We start from the raw sequence: 20,519 nt of genomic DNA, 5'->3' as shown, positions 1-20,519 counted from the left end.
CATGGCACAGCTTTCCGTCCAGAACATCCGCGCGGGGTTTGCCGGCCTGCTCGCGCTCGACGACGTCTCGATCGCCGTGGAGAAAGGCGAGCGGGTGGGGTTGATCGGCACCAACGGCGCGGGCAAGAGCACCCTGTTCTCCGTCATCGGCGGCTATGTGCCCGCGCAAGGCGGCAGGGTGCATTTCGACGGCCAGGACATTTCGCAGTTCGGCGTCCAGCGCCGGGTCAATCTCGGCCTGGCGCGCACCTTCCAGGTGCCGCGCGAATTCGGCCAGCTCAGCGTGCTGGAAAACATGATGGCCGCTGCGCCGGACCAACGTGGCGAACATCTCGGGACGCTGTTCCTGTCGCCGGGGCGCGTGCGGCGGCAGGAGGCCGAGATCCGCGAGCGGGCGCAGGACCTGCTGGAATTCCTCAATCTTGCCAAGGTGGCCAATGTGCTCGCCGGCAAGTTGTCCGGCGGGCAGAAGAAACTGCTGGAGCTGGGGCGGCTGCTCATGATGAAGCCGGGCTTCATCATGCTCGACGAGCCCTTCGCCGGCGTCAACCCCGTGCTGGTCGATGAGCTTTCGCGGCGCATCGTCGAGCTCAACGAGCAGGGCATTACCGTGCTGATCATCGAACACAACCTGCAGGCGCTGTCGGAGCTGGTGCCGCGCATGTACATCATGGACCGGGGCAAGGTCCTGTGCGAAGGCACGCCGGAACATGTCCTGGCGGACGAGCGCGTCCGCGAAGCCTATATGGGCGGGACCGTATGAAGACGATACTTGAATTGGAGAATGTGTCGGCCGGCTACGGCGAGACGCCGATCGTCCAGGGCATCGACATGTCCGTGTCGGAAAAGGAGATCGTCACCATCGCCGGCACCAACGGAGCGGGCAAGTCCACGCTGATCAAGGCGGTCATGGGCCTGCTGCCCAGGGTGACCGGCAGCATCGTGCTCAACGGCAAGAGCCTGAAGGAGCTGCCGGTCGAGCGGCGGATCTTCCAGGGCATCGGCTACGTGCCGCAAGTCAGCAACGTCTTCGGCACCCTGACCGTCATGGAGAACCTGCAGGTGGTCGAGGCCGTCGACGACCGCAAGGCCATGATCGACCGGATGCTGACGCTCTTTCCCGTGCTGGCCGAGCGGCGCCGCACCCAGGCCGAGAACCTGTCGGGCGGCGAGCGCCAGCAGCTGGCCTTCGCCCGGGCCCTGATGTCCAAGCCCAGCCTGGTGCTGCTGGACGAGCCGTCGGCGGCCCTGTCCCCAGCGCTGACCGAGCAGGTCTTCAGGGAGGTCAAGCGCCTGCCCGAACTGGGCGTCGCCGTGCTGATGGTCGAGCAGCGGGCCCGACAGGCCCTGGAATTCAGCGACCGGGGCTACATCCTCGATTCCGGCCGCATCGTGCTTGCCGATACGGCCCAGGCCCTTTTGCAGAACCAAGAAATGGCGGACCTGTACATAGGCCGGTCCGCCGCTTCCAACCAAGACTCGTGAACGAGGCTTTTTCTACCCAAGGAGTGGTTTCGATGTCTGAAGAACGTACTGTGTCCCAACCGGCCGAGCGCCGGCCTGCCCCCTCCCGCATCGCCGCGCTGACGGTCGAGCAGGGGCTGCGTGAAATGGAGGCGGGCAAACTGAGCAGCGAGCAATGGACCCAGGCGTGCCTGGAGCGCATCGCGTCGCGCAATCCCGTCGTCAAGGCCTGGGTTTATGTCAACGCGGACAAGGCGCTCGAGCGTGCCCGCCTGGTGGACCGCGAAGGGCGGCGCCAGCGCCTGGACGGCGTGCCGCTGGGGCTGAAGGACATCATCGATACCGCCGACATGCCGACCGAGCTGGGCGATCCGGAGATCTTCCCCGGCCGCCGTCCTGCCGAAGACGCGGCGGTCACGCGCCTGATGCGCGAGCTGGGCGTGGTGCTGCTGGGCAAGAACACGGTGTCGCGGCACTCCATCATGCTGCCTGGCCCGGCCCGCAATCCGCACGACCCGTCGCGCACGCCGGGCGCCTCCTCGGCCGGCTCCGCGGCGGCGGTGGCGGACTTCCAGACGCCCATTTCGCTGGGCACCCAGACCGGGGGCTCGATCGTGCGGCCGTCGACGTTCTGCGGGGCCGTCGGCTTCAAGCCGACCATCGATACGCTGCCCTATGCCGGGTTGCGGCGCTACTCCCGTCCGCTCGATACGCTGGGCGCGATCGCGCGTTCGGTGGCCGACCTGTCGATCCTGTTCGGCGAGGCGCTGGGCGACCCCCGCTTCGACAGCGAGCTGGCGGTCAGGCGGGACTTCACCGTGGGCGTGTGGCGTCCGCTGGGCTGGGACGATGCGGAACCTTGCGTGCGCGAGGCGTTCGACGACGCCGTTGCGCGCCTGCAGCAGGCCGGCGTGCGGGTCAAGGTGCTGGACATGCCGAAGATCTTCACGCAGATCGCCGACGACCATGACATCATCATGGCCTACGACCTGGCCCGCTCGTTCAAGGAGATCCGGCGCGACCACCACGACAAGTGCGACCCGGCGCTGCTCGAGTACCTGGACAAGGGCGACCGCGACACCGCGCAGGACTACGCCCGCACGCTGGACCTGGCCGACGCCTGCCGGCGCGCCTTCCTGGACGTCGCCCGCGATGTCGACGTGCTGGCCACCCCTGCGACCCTGGGCGAGGCGCCGGATGTCAGCGATACCGGCAGCAACATCTTCATCCGCATCTGGACGCTGCTGCACAACCCGTCGCTGACGCTGCCCATCGCGCGCGGTCCGCGCGGCCTGCCGGTCGGCCTGCAGCTGGTGGGGTTTCAGAAAGAGGACGCGCGCTTCCTGTACTGGGCCCGCTGCGTCGAGAGCATCCTGGGAACGCGGGTGCACGACGTCTGACCGGCCTGTTGCATGACGCGCCCGGCAACCCGCCGCCGATGCGGCGGGTTGCCGCTCCCTTCTCCAGTTGGATTTCCCTATGAGTAGTCTCTGGCTAGACCAGGCAAGAGGCAGCGAGCCTGCCTGCCCCGCCTTGCAGGGGGCGACGCGGGCCGACGTCTGTATCGTGGGCGGCGGATACACCGGCCTGTGGACGGCCCTGCAACTGCGCGAGCAATCGCCCGGCCTGGACATCGTGTTGCTGGAGGCGCAGGAGTGCGGCGCCGGCGCCAGCGGACGCAACGGCGGCTTCATGCTCAGCTGGGCGGCGAAATTCGAGACCTTGCTCAAGGTCTGCGGCACGGACGAGGCCTTGCGCCTGCTGGGCGAGTCCGAACGCATCGCCGCCGACGTGGCCGGGTACCTGAAGCGCCATGGCGTCGATGCCCAGCTGCGCCAGGACGGCTGGCTGTGGACGGCCAGCAATGCCGCGCAGGTGGATTCGTGGATGCCGTGCATCGAACTGCTGGCTCGCCATGGGCAGCAGGCCTTTGTCGCGTTGCCGGCCGACGAGGTGCGGCGGCTGTCGGGCAGCGCCGCGCACCTGGCCGGCGTGCTTTCCAGGTCTTCGGCGACGGTGCATCCCGGTATGTACGTGCGCGGCCTGCGCAGGATCGCGCTGGCCAAGGGTATCCGCATATACGAGCATACGCCCATGCGGTCGCTGCGCGCGCGTCCGCAGCCCACGGTGGCCACGGCGCGGGGCGAGGTGCGCGCGGCCAAGGTCGTGCTGGCGATGAATGCCTGGAGCACCCGCTTTCGCGAGCTGAACAAGGGGGTCGTGGTGGTGGGCAGCGATCTGGTGGCCACGGCGCCGCATCCCGAGGCGCTTGAAAAAATCGGCCTGACCAGCGGCGTGGCGATTTCCGATTCGCGCCTGTTCACCAATTACTATCGGAACACCTGCGCCGGCGAGATGGTGTTTGGCCGAGGCGGCGGGGACTTCGCCTTCAACGGCGCGGTGGGGCGGCTGTACGAGGGCCCGTCCAGGTTCGCCCGCGAGGTGGCGGCGATCCTGCACCGGTTCTATCCGGCCCTGGCCCCGCTGGGCATCGTGCGCAGCTGGTCCGGGCCCATCGATCGCAGCATGGACGGGCTGCCGTGCTTCGGCCATCTGGGCGGACATCCGGATATCGTCTACGGATACGGCTATTCGGGCAACGGCGTGGGCCCGACCTATCTGGGCGGCAAATTCCTGGCGTCGATGGTGCTGGAAAACGATGACGCCTGGCGACACTCGGCGCTGGCGCGCGGGCTGCGCGGGCGCTTCCCGCCGGAGCCGTTCCGCTATGTGGGTTCGCGCGTGGTGAAGGCGGCGCTGGTGCGCAAGGAGGCGGCCGAAGACCAGGGCCAGGCGCCGGCGCGCCTCGATACCATGCTGGCCGGGCTGGCGCCTGGCGGGCTGGTGCCGGTGGCCAGGAAGGAGAAAGCATAGCGGCGTCCGGCTGGATTGTGTTTTTTTTGACATACAAGATTGCATAAATTATTGGCTATAATCTATGGCGAATTTTCAGGCAACAATACACAGCCGTCCTCTATCCCCGGAATTTATGACCCAAGCCAGACGCCCGGCCAGCACGATCCAGGCCGTACTTACCAACCTGCGAGAGAAAATTTCCCTGCAGTCCATTCTTCCCGGCGCCCGTCTCACGGAAGAGGAACTGGTCGACAACTACAGCATTCCGCGGGCAATGGCGCGCGAGGTGCTGGCGGTCCTGGAAGATCGCGGCATCGTCCGGCGCATCCCGAACAAGGGGGCCGTGGTCGCGCATGTGGACATGCAGTGGGTGTATCACTATTACGATGCGCGCGAGGCGCTCGACGGCATGATGGTGCGGCTGGCCGCGCGCCAGACCCGCCCCGAAGACTGGGCGGACCTGGTCGAGCAGTTCGGCGAGCCTTTCCAGAAGGCGCTGGAAACGGGGGACGTGGATCGGCTCATTTCCTTGATCGAGACGTTCCGTAATCGCCTGCAGACGGCGGCCAACAACCCGGTCCTGTCCGATCTGGCGGAACGCATCCACGAGCGCATCCGCGTGGTGCGGCAGCGGGTCGCGCTGCTGCCCGGGCGCGCCGAAACCATGGTGGCCGACTACCGGGCGGTGCTGGCGGCGCTGGCGCGCTCGGACGCCGAAGAGGCCGAACAGCTCATGGGCATTCTGAACCGCAACAACCGCGCGGCGATCCAGAAATACGAGCGCTACGTCGTCTAGCCCGCGACCGGCCGGCGCGCCGCGATGGCGCGCCGGCCGCGCTTCAGCCGATGGCCGGCACTTCCCCGTCGTACACCACCACCCGCTTGATGCGGGGGCCCATGAACGCCTTCATGGCCACGTGCGCGGGGCATACCTGGTAGGCATCGTGGGCGGCCGCATCGACGAAGGCCGAGCTGGTCGCGTGCGTGTACCCCTGCGAGCGCGCCGCCACGTTCTCGCCGAAGTGATAGAGCAGCAGGCCGTCGCATTCCCGCTTCATGCGGGCCACGTATTCGTCCACGGTCCGGAAGAATCCGGCGTCGATGCCATCGTCGAATTCCATCATCACCACATGCAGGAACATCGTCACTCCTTGTCGTCAGCGTGAATCACATGTGCGCCAGCAGTCCGCCGTCGATGGCCAGGACATGGCCATTGACGAAGCGGCCGGCCTGCGACGCCAGGTACACGACCGCCGGGGCGATGTCGTCGGGGTCGGCCCAGCGGCCCAGCGGGACCTGGCTTTTCAGGAAGTCGTTGAACTGTTCGCGTTCCTGCAGCGCAGTGGTGAAACCGGTGCGCACGAAGCCTGGCGCCAGGGCATTGCAGGTGACGCCCTGGCCGCCGTATTCCACCGCCAATGCCCGGGTGAATGCCGCCAGGGCGCCCTTGGCGGCGGAATAGGCGGCAATGCCGGGCATGCACGCCAGGGCCGCCACCGACGAAGTGATGATGATGCGTCCGCCGCCCTGGCTGATCATGCCGGGCAGCACCGCGCGCGCGCAATGGAAGGCGCCGTTGACGTGCACGTCGAAGATCGATTGCCAGACCGCCGGATCCTGTTCGACGACGGGGGCGCGGTTCTGGTTGCCGGCATTGCTGACCAGTACATCGGGCGACCAGCGCGCGGCCGCCAGCGCGGCCACGGCATCGGACACGGCCGCGGCGCTGGACACGTCGAACACCGCGCCGCGCGCGTCGATACCCTGGGCGCGCAAACCTTCCACCGCTTCATTGCAGGCGGCGTCGCGGACATCGTTGACGATGACGCGCGCGCCCGCCTGGCCCGCGGTGGCGGCCATGCACAGGCCCAGGCCCGAGGCGCCGCCGGTGACCAGTACGGTGCGGCCCTGCAGGCCGAAAGTCGATGTCAGAAATTGATGAGCCACACGATTCTCCTGGGCCGGTTCAGCGCAGCGTCTGGACGCCCGCGCAAATATTCATGCACTGCCCGGTGATGCTGCGGCCCGTTCGGGAGGCCAGGAACAGCGCCGTGCGGGCGATGTCGGCCATGGGCACGGTGCGGTGCAGCGACACATGCTGCAGCACTTCGGCGCGCATGGCGGGTTCCGGGATGCCGCGCAGCCGGGCCTTGGCCGCCACCACCTGGTCGACGCGTTCGCTTTCCACGATGCCGGGCAGGATGGCGTTGACGGTGATGTCGTCCTCGCCCAGCTCGATGGCCAGGCTTTGCGTCAGGCCGACCACGGCCCACTTGGACGCGGCATAGGGCGTGCGCATGGGATAGCCCAGCCGTCCCGCCACGGAACTGAGGTTGATGATGGCCGCCCTGGACGATTGCCGCAGCGGTTCGAGGGCGCGCCGTACGCACAGGAACTGTCCCCGTACGTTGACGGCCATGGTGCGGTCCCAGTCCTCGACGCTGAGATCGCCGATGGCCGAGGTCGGCCCGGCGATCCCGGCGTTGTTGACCAGCACGTCCAGTCCGCCCAGCTCGGCCAGGGCATGCGCGAACCAGGCGTCGACCCCGGCTTCCGAGGCCACGTCGGCACGGTACGCGCCCAGGCCGGGCAGCGCGGCGCCGGCCGCCGCCAGCGCCTCGTCCGAGACGTCGCACACCTGCACGCGCGCGCCCCGTTCATGGAAGGCGCGGGCGATGGCCAGGCCGATGCCGGCCGCGCCGGCCGAAATCATGACGCGGCAACCGGTGAAATCGTCTTGATGGTCCATCCTGATGTCTCTCTTCTATGGCGAGGGCGGCGCCTCAATGCATGATCCAGCGATACGGGGCCAGCACCAGCTGCGGAAACAGGATCAGCAGCAGCAGGGTCGCGCATTGCGCCAGCAGGAACGGCCAGACGCCCTTGACGAGTTCGACCATGCGGGTGCCCGTCACGCCGGCCACCACGTTGAGAACGGCGCCCACCGGCGGCGTGATGAGTCCGATGGCGCAGGCCAGCATGAAGACGACGCCGAAGTAGACCGGGTCGATGCCGGCGGCCGTCACCGAAGGCAGCAGCACGGGGATCAGGATCAGGACGATGGGAATCATGTCCATGGCCATGCCGATCACGATCACCAGGCCGATGATGACCAGCATCAGCAAGGTCGGCGTGTCGCTGAAGGGGCTGATGATGTCGGAGACCTGCGCCGGCAGCCCGGCAACGGTGATCATCCATCCCGAGACGAGCGCGCCGGCCACCAGGAACATCACCATCGCGGTCATCTTGGCGGAGGTCAGGAAGACCTCGTAGAGCCGGCGCATGGGCAGTTCGCGGTAAATGCAGGTGGCCACGAAGATGGCGTACACCGCGGCCACCACGCCCGCTTCGGTGGGCGTGAAGATGCCGAAGCGCAGGCCGACGATGATGATGACCGGCAGCATCAGGGCCCAGAAACTTCTTACCAGCGACTGCCGGACCTCGGCACGATCCACCCGCGGCAGGGGCTGGATCCGTTCCTTGCGCGACAGCAGCCACCAGGCCACGCACAGCGACATGCCCATCAGTATCCCGGGCACGATGCCGGCCATGAACAGGCCGGTGATGCTGATGTTGCCGGTGACGCCGATCAGCACCAGGCCGATGGAAGGGGGGATGACCAGCGCGATGATGCCGGACGAGGCCACCAGCCCGCTGGAGCGCGCGCGGCTGTGCCCGGCTTTCATCATCATGGGCACCAGCAGGGCCGACAGGGCCGCCGCATCGGCGGCCGCCGAGCCCGACAGGCTGGCCAGAATGCAGGCGGCCAGGATGGTGACGTATCCCAGCCCGCCCTTGATGTGGCCCACCAGTTTGAGGGCCAGGTCGACGATGCGCGCCGACAGGCCGCCGGCGTTCATGACCGCGCCGGCGAGCATGAAGAACGGCACCGCCATCAGGGGAAAGCTGTCGGCGCCGTTGAGCAGGTTCTGGGCCACGATCTGGGCGTCGTAGAAGTCCAGCTGGTACATCAGCGCCACGCCCGTGAGGATCAGCGCGTACGCGACCGGCAAGCCGATGGCCAGGCCCGCCAGCAGCACGAAGACAAAGATTGCCAGCGTCATTATTCGGCTCCCGACTCGTGGGGGGAAATGAGTTTGTGCAGATCGGCTGCGGGAACGGTGAAGAGCTGGTAGAGCTGGTACAGCAGGATCAATCCCGTCGAGGCCGCGAACACCACGCCCACGCCGAAGAACCAGGCCTGGGACAGGCCGCTGGCCGGCGCGCTGGCGCCCATGTTCAGGGTCGTCTGCTCGATGCTGCCCAGCAGGATCAGCCAGGTCGCGTAGATCATCAGCAGGTTGGCCACGATCAGGCACACCCTGCGCGCAAGCGGTCCGAGCACCTGCAGCACCACGTCCACGCCCAGGTGCGAGCGCTCATGCAGCACCAGGATGGCGCCCAGGAAAGTCAGCCAGACAAAGCTCCAGCGCGACAGTTCCTCGGAAACGGGAATGCCTGAATTGAAGATGAAACGCAGCACCACATTGCTGAACACCATTACCACCATGGCTGCCAGGCAAATGACGATGACGGCTTTGAGCAGGGTGAAATAGGCGTGCACGATTCTTGTCATCGTCGACGTCCTTGAAGAGAGCGGGCGGTCGTGGCGACCGCCTCCTTACATGACCCGGCGACTTGCGCCGGCTTGTTGTTATTTGCGGGCCTGGTTGATCGTCGCCAGGGTGCGGTCGACCAGATCCGCGCCCAGCTCGGCCTTGTACTTGTCGGTCACGGCGGCGGTGGCCTGGGCCATGCGCGCCTTCTCCGCGGGCGCGATCTGGTTCATGGTCATGCCCGCGGCGGTCAGCTCGCCGACGACTTTCCGTTCCAGGTCGCGGCTGGTCGTGCGGAAGTACGCGACCGACTCATCGCACGATTGCTGGATGATGGCCTGCTCGTCCTTGCTCAGGCGATCCCAGAAGCGCTTGCTGGCCATGACGACCGCCGGCAGGAACACATGATTGGTTTCCGTCATGTACTTCTGGATTTCCTGGTAGCCGCTGCTCTTGGTCACCAGGTATGCGCTTTCCTGTCCGTCGATCGCCTTGGTTTCCAGGGCGGTATAGGTTTCGGGATAGGGCAGCGGCAGGGGGTTGGCGCCCAGGGCCTTGAAGGTGTCGATGTAGATGCGGTTCTGCAGCACGCGCAGTTTCAGGCCGTCGAAGTCCTCGACCTTGTTGATGGGGTGCTTGCTGTTGGAGACCTGGCGAAAGCCATAGTCCCAGTAGCACAGGCCCACCAGGTTCTTCGCGGCGAACTTGCCCAGCAATTCCTTGCCGACCGGGCCGTCGATCACGGCATCGGCCTCTTCGACCGAGTGGAACAGGAACGGCAGATCGAAAATCCCCAGTTCCTTCACGTTGTTGGCCGCGCCCGCGGTCGAGACCACGGTCAGTTCGATGATGCCGCCCTGGGCCGACGACATGGCCTGGATCTCGTTGCCCAGCTGTGCGTCGGCATAGCCGGTGACCTTGATCTTGCCGCCGGTTTTCTGGCCGACCAGTTCGATGAACTTGTCTGTCGCCAGGCCGACCGGATTGGTCTTGCTGACCGGGTAGCTGAACTTGACGCGACGCTCCTGGATATCGGCGGCGGCGGCCTGCATCGCCATGCCGGCCCCGAGGGCAATCGCCAGTCCTGCCGCAACACGCTTGTAGTGGAACTTCATCTGTCTCTCCTGTCTGGTTCTGGGAATGGTGTCTTGCCTGCTCACTTGAGCTCTTTGCCCGCCAGCTCGCCTTCCAGAAACTTGTTCGGCTTCAGGAAGAACGACAGCACCAGCGCGCCGTCGGGCGAGCGTGCGATGTGGCGATTGCCCTTCGGGCGCCATACGTAGTTGCCTTCCCGGACTACGCCTTCGTCGTCGACGATGCTGCCGCTGAGGACATAGGTCTGCTCGATCTCGACGTGTTCGTGCAAGGGCAGCGCGGTGCCCGGCGCCCAGCGGAACAGGGCGGTCAGCAAGCCGGTCTCGGGCACGTCGAGCAGGATTTTCATGTCGATGCCCGGGGTGGGCGTGGGCTTCCAGTCCAGCTCGTCGACGTTGACGTAGCGCGAGGCCAGCTCGCCGGTGGCATAGGGTTTCAGTGCGTCAGGGATGTTCATGGGGTTCTCCTCCGGGAGGACGCGCCAGGCGCGTCCGGAATCAAGCGACGATTTCGTTGGTCAAGGTGCCGATGTGCTCCACGCTGGCGGACACCACATCGCCCACTTGCAGGCAGCGGGGCGGAGTCAGGGCGAATCCCACGCCCTTGGGCGTTCCGGTGGCGATCACGTCGCCCGGCAGCAGCGTCATGCCGGCCGAAAGCTGCGCGACCACGGTGGCCACGTCGAAAATCATGTCCGAGGTGTTGTCTTGCTGACGCAGTTCGCCATTGACCGACAGCGACACCGCCAGATTGTTGGCGTCGGGAATCGCCGAGCGATGCACCACCACCGGGCCCATGGGACAGCTCGTGTCCAGGCTCTTGCCCTTGAACCACTGGCCGTGGCGCGCCTGCAGGTCGCGCGCGGTGATGTCGTTGACGATGGTGTAGCCGAACACATGGTCCAGCGCCTTCTCGCGCGGGATGTCGGCGCCGGCGCGGCCGATCACGATGGCCAGCTCCACTTCGTAGTCGAGGCTGTCGGTCAGGCCGGCATGGCGCTTGACGTGGCCGCCATGGCCGATGACGGCGGTGGGCGCCTTGGTGAAGAATTCGATGGCCTCGGGAAAACTGTTGGCGGGCCGGCCGCGCGCCAGGTTTCCTTCGATGATGTGTTCGCGGTAATTGCGCCCCACGCAGAACACATTGCGCGCCATGGGCAGGGGGGGCAATACGCGCACGGCCTGCAGCGTCGGCAAGGCGCCGACGTCCACGCCGTCGAGCAGGCCGGGTTCGCGCAGGCGGGCCAGCGCCTCCTCGCCCAGGGCGATGAGCTCGCCGACGTTGCGCAGCGCGCCGGGCAACCCCAGGTCGGGGCGCGCGGCCAGCAGGGCGGTCAGGTCCAGCACGCGGTTTTCGTCCAGCAACATGCCGAGACGCGATTGCTCCTGTACGGAGAAGGTCAGAAACTTCATTTCAGGCTCGAATCAGGGTTGAAGGCTAGGTCGGGTGGCGGCGGATTCACGCGCCGCCGCCCGACTGAAGGGCCTTGACGAAGGCGTCGTAAAGCGTGCGCACATGCTGCCTGGCCAGCTTTTCGGCCAGGTCGGCGTCGCGGCGTTCGATCGCGTCGATGATGGCCAGGTGCTCGCGCAGCGAGGTGCCGAAGCGGTGCAGGCGCTTGATGGTCTGGCGCCGATAGGTGGTCTGGCGATGGCCGAACGCCGCCCAGACGCGTTCGAGCAGGCGGTTGTTGGCCAGCGCGATGATTTCCTTGTGGAAGGCGACATTGGCCTGCCCGTAGGGCACCGGCGCGAAAGCATCCTCGTCCAGCCCGATGAAGGGGGCGAACAGGGCGCGCAGCCGCTCGACGTCGCGCTGCGAGGCATTGAGCGCCGCCTCGCGCGTGGCGAAGCCTTCCAGCTGTTCGCGCAGCTGGAGCCACTCGATGTATTCCTCGTCCGTCACCGGCGTCAGCAAGGCCCCGCGGCCCGGCCGCAAGTGGACCATGCCCGTGCTTTCCAGGCGGATCAAGGCCTCGCGCACCGGCGTGCGGCTGACCCCGAGCTGGTTGGCGAGATCCTCCTCGCGCACCCGCACCGGCTCGGTGATGTCTTTCATCATGTCCCGCAAGAGGGCGCTGACGTCCTCGAACACGGACTGCGCACCCGCTTTCTTTTGTATGCCAGTCATCGTTTTGTATACAGGATTAATTTACGTACGCAATATAACGATGCTGTGCACGGGGTAGCCATAGGGGTTTACGCTAGCGCAAGCGCGCCCCGCACCGGCGGCCGGGCGCGGGCCGGCCGCCGGTGCGGGGCGCGCCGGCCGAGCCAGATCGATGGGTCATGCGCGGCCGCGTGCGGCCTGGCCGGATGCCTAGTCGCCGGGCGGGGCGGGGACATCGCCCAGCGGCACCTGGAGCGTCGACTTGGCGACGTTCATGGCGACGACGGTCCTGAATTTCTTCACGTTGCCGGCGGTGAAGAACAGTTCCCGGGTCAGGCGCTCGTACTCGGTCATGTCCTTGCAGTTGAGCACCAGCAGGAAGTCGAAGTCGCCCGTGACGTAATAGACCTGCTGGATCTGCGGACAGCGGACGAACCGGTTGGTGACTTCGTCGAGCAGATCCAGGCGCTCGTTCTCGATCTTGACCTCGACCATCAGGGTGATGGGCCGGCCGACCAGTTCGGGGTCGACCAGCGCGACGTTGGCGCGGATGACCTTGTTGGCCTCCAGCGCGGCGATGCGGCGGTTGATGGCCGATGCGGACAGATTCACGGAGTCGGCGAGTTCGCGCTGCGAGAGCCGGTTGTTCTCCTGGAGCAGTTCCAGGATTTTTCTATCGTACGCATCGAGGGTGATGGCCATGGTCGTCAACGCCGGATGGCCGCCCCGGCATGCCGGGCGGCGCGAGTCAGGTGGCGGATGGGCGGCGCGGCGACGCGCCGGCCGGCATCCGGTGCGGACCGCGCGGCGCCGGCGCGATGGCGAGCGCCAGCGGCCGGCGCGGCCCCTGGCGGTAGTTTATTGCGTAGGCGGCGCGTTTTTGGCCCGAATACCCGGCTTTATTCGGGCCGGTGTTGCACGGCGGCCGGCCTGCCTTCAGGTCCCGGCCAGGACGGCTTCGGGCGTGCGGCCCACGATGTCCTGGTACCGGGCGGGGTCGGTGGCGCCTTCGGTGTTGATGACGAAGATGCGCGCCTCGGCGTCGATGCCCAGGTCGCGGCGCATGCCGTCGTCGCGCGCGGCGGCCAGGAAGGCGGCCAGGCCGACGCCGCCGCTTTCGCCGGCCACGATGGGGGCGTCGCCGGCCGCCGGGGCGGCCAGGGTCCGCATGGCTTGCACGGCATCCTGCTCATCGACGGTCATGAAGGCGTGGGCCGTTCGCGCCAGGATGCGCCACGCGACCATGGACGGTTCGTAGCATTCGAGCATCGCCATGATGGTCGGCTCCTGTTCGTCGACGCGCACCCGTTTGCCCAGGCGCGCGCTTTCGAACAGGCAGGCCGCGCGTTGCGGATCGACCACGATGAACTTCGGCGCCGCGGCGCCCGCCGCTTCATAGGCCAGGCTCATGCAGGCGGCGGTGGCCGCGGCGATGCCGCCCACGCCGGCCTGGATGAAGACGTGGGTCGGCGGCTGCGGCATGGCCTGCATCGCTTCGCGCAGCAGGGTGGTGTACCCCTGCATCACCAGCGACGGAATGTGTTCATAGCCGGGCCAGGAGGTGTCCGAGACGATGGTCCAGCCGTTCTTCTGCGCGACCGCGGTGGCCTCGGCCACGGAGTCGTCGTAGTTGCCCTCGACCCGGACGATCTGCGCGCCGAACTGCGCGATGGCGTCGACCCTGGCCTGGCTCACGCCGGCATGCACGAAGATGACGGCGCGCGCGCCCACCAGCGCCGCGCCCTGCGCCACCGACTTGCCATGGTTGCCGTCCGTGGCGCAGGCCACGACGATATCCGCCGCGGCGGCGCGCACGGCCTGCGAGTCGAGCTCGTCGATGCCCGCCGCGCGCCCCAGCGCCTGCGAGGCCTGCTGCAAGGCCAGCCGGATCACGGCATAGGCGCCGCCCAGCGCCTTGAAGCTGCCCAGGCCGAAACGGGTGCTCTCGTCCTTGACCTGGATCGAGGCGACGCGTTGCGCCCGGGCAAGCCCGGGCAGCGCCACCAGGCGCGTCGGCGCGTAGCCGGGCCGCGCCCTGGCGAACCGCTCGGCCTGCTGCGCCGCCGGTGCGTCGAAGACCTTCCGGTCAGGTTCGTCCAGCGGTTTGTTGCGGTCGGGGTGGGCGTTGATAAGGAGCATCGGTTCCTCGAATGAATGTTGCGAATTCCTGGGTGCCGTGCATCGGCACGCTGGAAATTCTAGGCTGGCCCGCCCGCGACAATCGCGCTAGTTCGCGCGCCTGGACGCAAGTTTGTACCGCTTTGCGTTCGCGCGGCGCGCCGTGCGCGCGGCCGATGTCGCGGGTAAACCCGCAACGTTTACCCGCCGTTGCGGCAAAACGGGCAGATATTGCGCCCAGCCTCGCAACAACGCATCAATCGCGCGCATGCCCCTCACTAGAATTTTGCCTGTCCCGCCGTCATGCTCCGCCCGCCATCGGGCCGGTGGCTGCACGGCGCAGGCCGCGGCGCACGCGCCGCGACGAGATTCGCAGATTCGACGGAGACAGGTGTGGGAACCCCATTCAGCCATGACGCGCTATTCAAGGAACTGCGGGCGATCCGGCAGGACATCCACGCGAACCCTGAGTTCGGCTTCCAGGAGCGCCGCACCAGCGGGCGCGTGGCCGCCATGCTGCGGGCCTGCGGTATCGCGGTGACCGAAGGCGTGGGCGGAACGGGCGTGGTCGGCACGCTCAAGCGCGGCGCCAGCGGCAAGGCCATCATCCTGCGGGCCGACATGGATGCGCTGCACATCGCCGAGGCGCCCGCCGAAGACCGTCCGCATGCGTCCAGGAACGACGGCTACATGCATGCCTGCGGCCATGACGGACATACCACCATGCTGCTGGGGGCGGCGCAGCTGCTGGCGCAAAACCCGGACTTCGACGGCACGATCCACTTCGTGTTCCAGCCGGCCGAGGAGTGGGGCAAGGGCATGCTGGCCATGCTGGACGACGGCCTGCTCGAGCGGTTTCCGGCCAGCGAAGCGTATGCGCTGCACAATGCGCCCGGCCTGCCCGTGGGCAAATTCGAAACGCGCGCCGGCGTGTTCAAGTCGGCCGAGGACAACTTCGAGATCCGGATCGCCGGCAAGGGCGTGCACTCGGCGCGTCCGCACCTGGGACGCGATGCGCTGGTGGCCGCCGCCGGCGTCATCGTCGCGCTGCAGACCATTGTGTCGCGCGTTGTCGCGCCAGGCGAGTTCGCCATCGTGTCGTGCACCGACATGACGACCTCCGGGACGCGCAACGTCAGCAGCGGCGAGGTCGTGATCAGCGGCGATTGCCGCTCGTTCAAGCCGGAAACCAGCGCCCTGATCGAGGCGGAAATGCGCCGGGTCGCCGATCACGTGGCGGCAGGCTATGGCTGCGCCGCGTCGGTGGACTACAGCCGGGTCTTCGTGCCCACGGTCAACGACGCGCGCATCACCGCCGCGGTCGAGGGCATCGTCAAGGACCGCTTCGGCGGCGACGCCATCGATGCGGCCGCCGCGCCCAGCAACGGCTCGGAAGACTTCGCGCAATTGCTCAGGCGCATCCCGGGCTGCTACGTCAATCTTGGCAACGGCCCGAGCGCGGCCTTGCACAACCCCGCCTACGACTTCAACGACGAGGCCATTCCCTACGGCGTCGGATTCTTTGTTGCCATCGCGCTTGCGCGCCTTCCCCAAGCCCAATTCAGGAGCGAAACGTGAAGAAAACCCTTACCTCCCTGCTTGTCGCCGCCATCGCCCATACGGCTGCGCCGGTCCACGCGGGAACCCTGGAGGATGTGAAAGCCAGGGGGAATCTGCTGTGCAGTTCGACCACCGGGTCGCCGGGCTTCTCGATGCCCGACGACGCGGGCAAGCGGCACGGACTGGAAGTCGATGTCTGCCGCGCCATCGCGACCGCCGTGTTCGGCGATCCCGAGCGGCACAAGATTGTCGTCCTCAATCCGACCCAGCGCTTCACCGCGCTGCAGTCCGGCGAGGTCGACATCCTGTTCAACACCACGACCTGGACGTTGTCGCGCGAAGGCGCCGGCGCGCTGTACGCCGGCGTGACCTATTACGACGGCCAGGGCGTGCTGGTCAGGAAGGGAACCATCGCGAGCGCCAAGGAACTCGATGGCGGCGCCATCTGCACCAACCAGGGCTCGACGACCGAGCTCAATCTGGTCGATTTCTTCCGCGCCAACAAGGTGAGCAACGAGGTGATCACCTTCGCGACGGTGCAGGAGGCGGCCAACGCCTATGAGTCCGGCCGTTGCGACGCCTGGAGCGCCGATGCCGGCATCCTGGCGGCGCTGCGCAGCAAGATGAAGGCGCCCGACGACCATGTGATCCTGGCCGACCGGCTGTCGAAGGAGCCCCTGGGCGCGGCGGTGCGCAAGGGCGACGATGCCTGGTTCAGCGTGGTGCGCTGGTCCATCTTCGCGCTGCAGGCGGCCGAGGAGCTCGGGTTGACGTCGAAGAACATCGCCGAGCAGGCCAAGAGCACGACCAACCCGGAAGTCCTGCGTTTCGTGGGCAAGGAAGGCAGCCTGGGCAAGGTGCTGGGGCTGAACGGCGACTGGGCATACCAGATCGTTGCGCAGGTGGGTTCGTACGCGGAAATCTTCGACCGCAACATTGGCGCGGCCAGCCCGCTCAACCTCGAGCGCGGCATCAACGCCTCGTGGAAGAACGGCGGCCTGTTCTATACCCCGCCGTTCCGTTGAACCGTACCGTGGCGCAGGGGGAGGGCGGCGCCGTCCCCCCGCCATATCGAGGCATGCGCCGAATCGCCCGGCCGCGCTCGCGGGCCGGCGACCTCCAGCATTCCCGGCTAGGGAAAACGGATTCGTGATTTATGCAAGATTCCACCATTGCGCTCAAGCGGCCGGACAAGCGCGCCGCCCGGCCGCTGCTTTCCAGGCTCCACGACCGCAAGGTCAGGGGCGTGCTGCTGCAGCTGCTGCTGGCGGCGCTGCTGCTCTGGCTAGGATACGTGGGCGTTTCGAATGCCGTCGCCAATCTCAAGGCGGCCAACATCGCGTCCGGGTTCGGCTTCCTGGCCAGTACCGCCGGGTTCGATATCAACCAGTCGCTGATCCCCTATAGCGGCGCGACCTCGACCTACGGCGACGCCTTTGTGGTCGGGCTGCTCAATACTCTGCTGGTGGCGGCCATCGGCATCGTGCTGGCCACGCTCATCGGCTTTCTGGTCGGTATCGCCAGGCTGTCGTCCAATGTGGTGGTCGCCGCGGTGGCGACGCTGTATGTCGAGACGCTGCGCAACCTGCCGCTGCTGCTGCAGATATTCTTCTGGTACTCGGCCGTGCTGGTGGCGCTGCCCGCGGCGCGCGAGTCCCTGCATCTGGCGGATTGGGTCTTCCTGAACAACCGCGGGCTGTACCTGCCGTTCGTCAATATCGATGGGCCGGCCTGGCCGCTCTGGCTGGTGCTGGCGCTGGCCGTGCTGGGGTATGCGCTGGCGCGCCGCCTGGCCTTGCGCGCCCGCCTGCGCGGCGGCCGCTCCTATCCGGCGCGGACCATGGCGCTGGGGCTGTTCGTCGTGGTGCTGGGGGGCGGGCTGCTGGCTGTCGACCCGGCGGCCTCGCTCGACCTGCCCCGGTTCCGCGGTTTCGGCTTTGCGGGCGGCCTCAGGATTTATCCGGAGATGGTCGCCCTGGTGGTGGCCCTGTCCACGTACACCGCGGCCTTCATCGCGGAGATCGTGCGCGCGGGCATCGGCGCGGTGGGCCAGGGGCAGCGCGAGGCGGCGGTCGCATTGGGCCTGTCGCCACGGCACACGCAATCGCTGGTGATCACCCCGCAGGCGTTGCGGGTCATCATTCCGCCGCTGACGAGCCAGTTCCTCAACCTGACCAAGAACTCCTCGCTGGCGGTCGCCATCGCGTACCCGGACCTGGTGCAGGTATTCATGGGCACGGTGCTGAACCAGACCGGCCGCGCGGTCGAGATCGTCAGTATCACGATGGCGGTCTATCTCGCGATCAGCCTGGTCACTTCGGCCCTGATGGGCGTCTACAACCGGCGCGTGCGCCTGGTCGAACGATAAAAGGGGCTGGCGATGAATCATTCGACGACGAAGCAGCCTGCCTTCGTGCAGGCACAGGCGGTGCAGGAGCGTCCCCCGCCGCACCAGGCGGGCACGGCATGGGCCTGGGTGCGGCAGTATGTCTTCGAGTCGCCCAGGACGTTTGCGCTGACCCTGGCCTGCGCGGCCATCCTCTATTGGGTCTTGCGCGGGTTGCTCGATTTCCTGGTGCTGGATGCCACCTGGTCCGGCGGCGCCGTGCAGGCCTGCCAGGCGTCCATCGCGCAAGGGCGCTACGGCGCCTGCTGGCCCTTCATCGACGCCAAGCTGGGCTATTTCGTCTTTGGCGGCTATCCGCCGCCGCAGCGCTGGCGGGTCGTGCTGTTCTTCGTGCTCGCCGCGGCCGGGATCGTCTGGCTGCTGGCCAGGCGCATCCGCGCCAAACGCGTGGGCGCGGCCTACTTCTTCGTGGTGCTGCCGCCGCTCTCGTACGCCTTGCTGGTCGGCGCCGACGCGCTGGGCCTGCCGCACGTCTCGACCGACCTGTGGGGCGGCATTCTCGTCACCCTGGTGGTCTCGCTGGTCGGTATCGTGTTCTCGCTGCCTATCGGTATCGTCCTGGCGCTGGGGCGGCGCTCGGAACTGCCGTTCGTCAGGCTGGCGTCCACCGTCGCCATCGAGCTGGGCCGCGGCGTGCCGTTGATCACGGTGCTGTTCATGTTCAACACGATGCTGCCGCTGTTCCTGCCCGAAGGCCTGCGGCCCGACCGCCTGCTGCGGCCCCTGGTCGGCGTCACGCTGTTCGCCTCGGCCTACATGGCGGAGGTGGTCCGCGGCGGCCTGCAGGCCCTGCCCAAGGGGCAGTACGAGGGGGCCCAGTCGCTCGGCCTGGGCTACTGGCAGACCACCTTCCTCATCGTGCTGCCGCAGGCCCTGCGCATCGTCGTGCCGGGCATCGTCAATACGTTCATCGGCCTGTTCAAGGACACCACCCTGGTGGCCATGGTCGGGATCCTGGACCTGCTCAAGGTCGTCGAGGTGGCCATCAACGACCCGGCATGGGCCACGCCGGTCACGCGCTACACCGGCTATGCGTTCCTGGCTTTCTTCTATTGCGCATGCTGCTACGCGATGTCGCGCTATTCACGTTCGGTCGAGCGGACCCTGGCCCGCTCGGAAAAAAGGTAGAAATCATGAACCTTCGCAAGCTGTTCTCCAAGGACCCGGTCTCGGCCATCGATCTCGATCGCCATCCAGCGGTGGAAATGCGCAAGGTGTCAAAATGGTATGGCAACTTCCATGTCCTGCGCGAGGTCGACCTCACCGTGGGCAAGGGCGAGCGGATCGTGGTCTGCGGGCCGTCGGGCTCGGGCAAGTCGACCATGATCCGCTGCATCAACCAGCTCGAGCGCCACCAGGAAGGCGAGATCCGCATCGGGGGCGCCGAGGTCGACGACAATCTGGAGCGGCTGAACGCGGTGCGCATGGAGGTCGGAATGGTGTTCCAGCACTTCAACCTGTTCCCGCACCTGACGGTATTGCAGAACTGCATGCTGGCGCCGGTCTGGGTGAAGCGCAAGTCCGAGGCCGAGGCGCGCGATATCGCCATGCATTACCTGTCGCGCGTGCGCATCCCCGACCAGGCCGGGAAATTCCCGGGCCAGTTGTCGGGCGGGCAGCAGCAGCGCGTGGCGATCGCCCGCTCGCTGTGCATGGCGCCCAAGATCATGCTGTTCGACGAGCCTACCTCGGCGCTCGACCCGGAGATGGTCAAGGAAGTGCTCGATACCATGACCACGCTGGCCCAGGACGGCATGACCATGCTGTGCGTGACCCACGAAATGGGATTCGCGCGCAAAGTCGCCGACCGCGTCGTGTTCATGGACGCGGGCCAGATCGTCGAGGTCAACACGCCGGACGCGTTCTTCACCCGTCCGCAGCATGAGCGCTCGGTCGCCTTCCTGCGGCAGATCGTGCATTGAGCGCGTCCTGGCGCGGGCCCGCGAGGTGACGGAACCCGGGGGTGTTGGCATAATCCGCCTCAATCCGGTCCTAGGGAGGGGGATATGTACGAGTCCAAGGGCGAACCGCTGCTGCCCACGCGGCATTTCATGTTGCGCTTGCTGGTCCATCTGCTGTGGGCCGTCCTGGTCATCGCGCTGGTGGTATTCGTCGGCGTCGTCGCGCACCTCTGGCTCGAGGACATAAGCTGGCACGATGCCATGCTCAACACCGCGCTGATCATCGGCGGGATCGGGCCGTTCATCATGCCGGCCACCGTGGCCGGCAAGATCTTCTTCGCACTCTACGGCATGCTGATCGGGCTGCTGTTCGTGGCCACCCTGGGCCTGATCCTGGCGCCGGTGGCCCATCGCGTCATCCACAAGTTCCACCTGGACGACGACGACTGAGAC

22 protein-coding genes are annotated in these 20,519 nt (G+C 67.0%); 11 read left to right on the top strand and 11 right to left on the bottom strand.

The window, feature by feature from the left end:
* Window position 1 precedes the first annotated feature (1 nt).
* The 5 genes from EL288_RS16605 (at window position 2) to EL288_RS16585 (ending at window position 5,116) form a co-directional block, all read left to right on the top strand.
* Window positions 2-763 (top strand): ABC transporter ATP-binding protein, encoded by a 762-nt coding sequence (locus tag EL288_RS16605; RefSeq protein WP_003819916.1) that lies wholly within the window; start codon window positions 2-4, stop codon window positions 761-763.
* Window positions 760-1,485, top strand: a complete 726-nt coding sequence (locus tag EL288_RS16600) for an ABC transporter ATP-binding protein (RefSeq protein ID WP_003809699.1) — start codon at window positions 760-762, stop codon at window positions 1,483-1,485. Before EL288_RS16605 ends, EL288_RS16600 begins: the two co-directional genes overlap by 4 nt.
* Window positions 1,482-2,864, top strand: a complete 1,383-nt coding sequence (locus tag EL288_RS16595; RefSeq protein ID WP_003809701.1) for an amidase — start codon at window positions 1,482-1,484, stop codon at window positions 2,862-2,864. The genes EL288_RS16600 and EL288_RS16595 overlap by 4 nt, the downstream gene beginning before the upstream one ends.
* A gap of 79 nt (window positions 2,865-2,943) precedes the next feature.
* Window positions 2,944-4,338 carry an NAD(P)/FAD-dependent oxidoreductase gene (locus EL288_RS16590; protein ID WP_010926177.1) on the top strand — a complete coding sequence of 465 codons (1,395 nt, stop codon included), beginning with the start codon at window positions 2,944-2,946 and terminating at the stop codon, window positions 4,336-4,338.
* A gap of 115 nt (window positions 4,339-4,453) precedes the next feature.
* The gene (locus EL288_RS16585) at window positions 4,454-5,116 is read left to right on the top strand and encodes a GntR family transcriptional regulator (RefSeq protein WP_223851097.1); all 663 of its coding nucleotides are present in this window, start codon (window positions 4,454-4,456) and stop codon (window positions 5,114-5,116) included.
* A 43-nt stretch (window positions 5,117-5,159) separates the two neighbouring features.
* On the opposite strand, the gene EL288_RS16580 is transcribed toward EL288_RS16585, so the two are convergent.
* The 11 genes from EL288_RS16580 to EL288_RS16530 all read right to left on the bottom strand — a co-directional run bounded on the left by EL288_RS16580 (window position 5,160) and on the right by EL288_RS16530 (window position 14,219).
* Complete coding sequence (locus tag EL288_RS16580; RefSeq protein WP_003809704.1) at window positions 5,160-5,468, bottom strand: Dabb family protein; 309 nt, start codon at window positions 5,466-5,468, stop codon at window positions 5,160-5,162.
* A gap of 19 nt (window positions 5,469-5,487) precedes the next feature.
* A complete protein-coding gene (locus tag EL288_RS16575; RefSeq protein WP_003819924.1) occupies window positions 5,488-6,267 on the bottom strand; it encodes an SDR family NAD(P)-dependent oxidoreductase in 780 nt (259 codons plus the stop codon).
* A gap of 19 nt (window positions 6,268-6,286) precedes the next feature.
* Window positions 6,287-7,069, bottom strand: coding sequence for an SDR family oxidoreductase (locus EL288_RS16570; protein ID WP_003809706.1), 783 nt, complete (start codon window positions 7,067-7,069; stop codon window positions 6,287-6,289).
* Window positions 7,070-7,103: 34 nt separating this feature from the next.
* A complete protein-coding gene (locus EL288_RS16565; protein WP_003809707.1) occupies window positions 7,104-8,384 on the bottom strand; it encodes a TRAP transporter large permease in 1,281 nt (426 codons plus the stop codon).
* Window positions 8,384-8,896, bottom strand: a complete 513-nt coding sequence (locus tag EL288_RS16560) for a TRAP transporter small permease (protein WP_003809708.1) — start codon at window positions 8,894-8,896, stop codon at window positions 8,384-8,386. Before EL288_RS16560 ends, EL288_RS16565 begins: the two co-directional genes overlap by 1 nt.
* A 78-nt stretch (window positions 8,897-8,974) precedes the next feature.
* On the bottom strand, window positions 8,975-10,036 hold the full coding sequence (locus EL288_RS16555) for a TRAP transporter substrate-binding protein (protein ID WP_003809709.1): 1,062 nt from the start codon (window positions 10,034-10,036) through the stop codon (window positions 8,975-8,977).
* Window positions 10,033-10,428, bottom strand: coding sequence for a cupin domain-containing protein (locus tag EL288_RS16550; RefSeq protein ID WP_003809710.1), 396 nt, complete (start codon window positions 10,426-10,428; stop codon window positions 10,033-10,035). The genes EL288_RS16555 and EL288_RS16550 overlap by 4 nt, the downstream gene beginning before the upstream one ends.
* 40 nt (window positions 10,429-10,468) lie before the next feature.
* Window positions 10,469-11,383, bottom strand: a complete 915-nt coding sequence (locus EL288_RS16545; RefSeq protein ID WP_003809711.1) for a fumarylacetoacetate hydrolase family protein — start codon at window positions 11,381-11,383, stop codon at window positions 10,469-10,471.
* Window positions 11,384-11,429: 46 nt separating this feature from the next.
* Window positions 11,430-12,101, bottom strand: coding sequence for a GntR family transcriptional regulator (locus EL288_RS16540; RefSeq protein ID WP_003809712.1), 672 nt, complete (start codon window positions 12,099-12,101; stop codon window positions 11,430-11,432).
* A 189-nt stretch (window positions 12,102-12,290) separates the two neighbouring features.
* Window positions 12,291-12,782: an Lrp/AsnC family transcriptional regulator gene (locus tag EL288_RS16535; protein WP_126621990.1), complete on the bottom strand. Its 492-nt coding sequence runs from the start codon at window positions 12,780-12,782 to the stop codon at window positions 12,291-12,293.
* A gap of 234 nt (window positions 12,783-13,016) precedes the next feature.
* Complete coding sequence (locus EL288_RS16530) at window positions 13,017-14,219, bottom strand: diaminopropionate ammonia-lyase (RefSeq protein WP_126621989.1); 1,203 nt, start codon at window positions 14,217-14,219, stop codon at window positions 13,017-13,019.
* Window positions 14,220-14,591: 372 nt separating this feature from the next.
* Between EL288_RS16530 and EL288_RS16525 the strand changes: the two genes are divergently transcribed.
* The 6 genes from EL288_RS16525 (at window position 14,592) to EL288_RS16500 (ending at window position 20,516) form a co-directional block, all read left to right on the top strand.
* The gene (locus tag EL288_RS16525) at window positions 14,592-15,776 is read left to right on the top strand and encodes an amidohydrolase (RefSeq protein ID WP_010928381.1); all 1,185 of its coding nucleotides are present in this window, start codon (window positions 14,592-14,594) and stop codon (window positions 15,774-15,776) included.
* On the top strand, window positions 15,773-16,783 hold the full coding sequence (locus EL288_RS16520) for an amino acid ABC transporter substrate-binding protein (protein ID WP_010926180.1): 1,011 nt from the start codon (window positions 15,773-15,775) through the stop codon (window positions 16,781-16,783). Before EL288_RS16525 ends, EL288_RS16520 begins: the two co-directional genes overlap by 4 nt.
* A gap of 131 nt (window positions 16,784-16,914) precedes the next feature.
* Window positions 16,915-18,126, top strand: coding sequence for an amino acid ABC transporter permease (locus tag EL288_RS16515; protein ID WP_010926181.1), 1,212 nt, complete (start codon window positions 16,915-16,917; stop codon window positions 18,124-18,126).
* A gap of 12 nt (window positions 18,127-18,138) precedes the next feature.
* Window positions 18,139-19,293: an amino acid ABC transporter permease gene (locus EL288_RS16510; protein ID WP_010926182.1), complete on the top strand. Its 1,155-nt coding sequence runs from the start codon at window positions 18,139-18,141 to the stop codon at window positions 19,291-19,293.
* A gap of 77 nt (window positions 19,294-19,370) precedes the next feature.
* Window positions 19,371-20,087 (top strand): amino acid ABC transporter ATP-binding protein, encoded by a 717-nt coding sequence (locus tag EL288_RS16505; RefSeq protein WP_161781416.1) that lies wholly within the window; start codon window positions 19,371-19,373, stop codon window positions 20,085-20,087.
* Window positions 20,088-20,171: 84 nt separating this feature from the next.
* Complete coding sequence (locus EL288_RS16500) at window positions 20,172-20,516, top strand: hypothetical protein (protein WP_003809720.1); 345 nt, start codon at window positions 20,172-20,174, stop codon at window positions 20,514-20,516.
* Window positions 20,517-20,519 lie beyond the last annotated feature (3 nt).

The organism is Bordetella bronchiseptica (genome assembly GCF_900636925.1).
GTDB classification, from domain to species: domain Bacteria; phylum Pseudomonadota; class Gammaproteobacteria; order Burkholderiales; family Burkholderiaceae_B; genus Bordetella; species Bordetella pertussis.
This window is presented reverse-complemented; position numbering and strand designations above follow the sequence as displayed.

Excerpts from the sequence above, each read along its gene's own strand:
- EL288_RS16550 (WP_003809710.1), bottom strand. The coding sequence starts at position 10,428 with ATGAACATCCCTGACGCACTGAAACCCTATGCCACCGGCGAGCTGGCC.
- EL288_RS16585 (WP_223851097.1), top strand. The coding sequence starts at position 4,454 with ATGACCCAAGCCAGACGCCCGGCCAGCACGATCCAGGCCGTACTTACC.
- EL288_RS16505 (WP_161781416.1), top strand. The coding sequence starts at position 19,371 with ATGCGCAAGGTGTCAAAATGGTATGGCAACTTCCATGTCCTGCGCGAG.
- EL288_RS16500 (WP_003809720.1), top strand. The coding sequence starts at position 20,172 with ATGTACGAGTCCAAGGGCGAACCGCTGCTGCCCACGCGGCATTTCATG.
- EL288_RS16605 (WP_003819916.1), top strand. The coding sequence starts at position 2 with ATGGCACAGCTTTCCGTCCAGAACATCCGCGCGGGGTTTGCCGGCCTG.
- EL288_RS16600 (WP_003809699.1), top strand. The coding sequence starts at position 760 with ATGAAGACGATACTTGAATTGGAGAATGTGTCGGCCGGCTACGGCGAG.
- EL288_RS16570 (WP_003809706.1), bottom strand. The coding sequence starts at position 7,069 with ATGGACCATCAAGACGATTTCACCGGTTGCCGCGTCATGATTTCGGCC.
- EL288_RS16540 (WP_003809712.1), bottom strand. The coding sequence starts at position 12,101 with ATGACTGGCATACAAAAGAAAGCGGGTGCGCAGTCCGTGTTCGAGGAC.
- EL288_RS16515 (WP_010926181.1), top strand. The coding sequence starts at position 16,915 with ATGCAAGATTCCACCATTGCGCTCAAGCGGCCGGACAAGCGCGCCGCC.
- EL288_RS16535 (WP_126621990.1), bottom strand. The coding sequence starts at position 12,782 with ATGGCCATCACCCTCGATGCGTACGATAGAAAAATCCTGGAACTGCTC.
- EL288_RS16560 (WP_003809708.1), bottom strand. The coding sequence starts at position 8,896 with ATGACAAGAATCGTGCACGCCTATTTCACCCTGCTCAAAGCCGTCATC.
- EL288_RS16545 (WP_003809711.1), bottom strand. The coding sequence starts at position 11,383 with ATGAAGTTTCTGACCTTCTCCGTACAGGAGCAATCGCGTCTCGGCATG.
- EL288_RS16590 (WP_010926177.1), top strand. The coding sequence starts at position 2,944 with ATGAGTAGTCTCTGGCTAGACCAGGCAAGAGGCAGCGAGCCTGCCTGC.
- EL288_RS16510 (WP_010926182.1), top strand. The coding sequence starts at position 18,139 with ATGAATCATTCGACGACGAAGCAGCCTGCCTTCGTGCAGGCACAGGCG.
- EL288_RS16530 (WP_126621989.1), bottom strand. The coding sequence starts at position 14,219 with ATGCTCCTTATCAACGCCCACCCCGACCGCAACAAACCGCTGGACGAA.
- EL288_RS16565 (WP_003809707.1), bottom strand. The coding sequence starts at position 8,384 with ATGACGCTGGCAATCTTTGTCTTCGTGCTGCTGGCGGGCCTGGCCATC.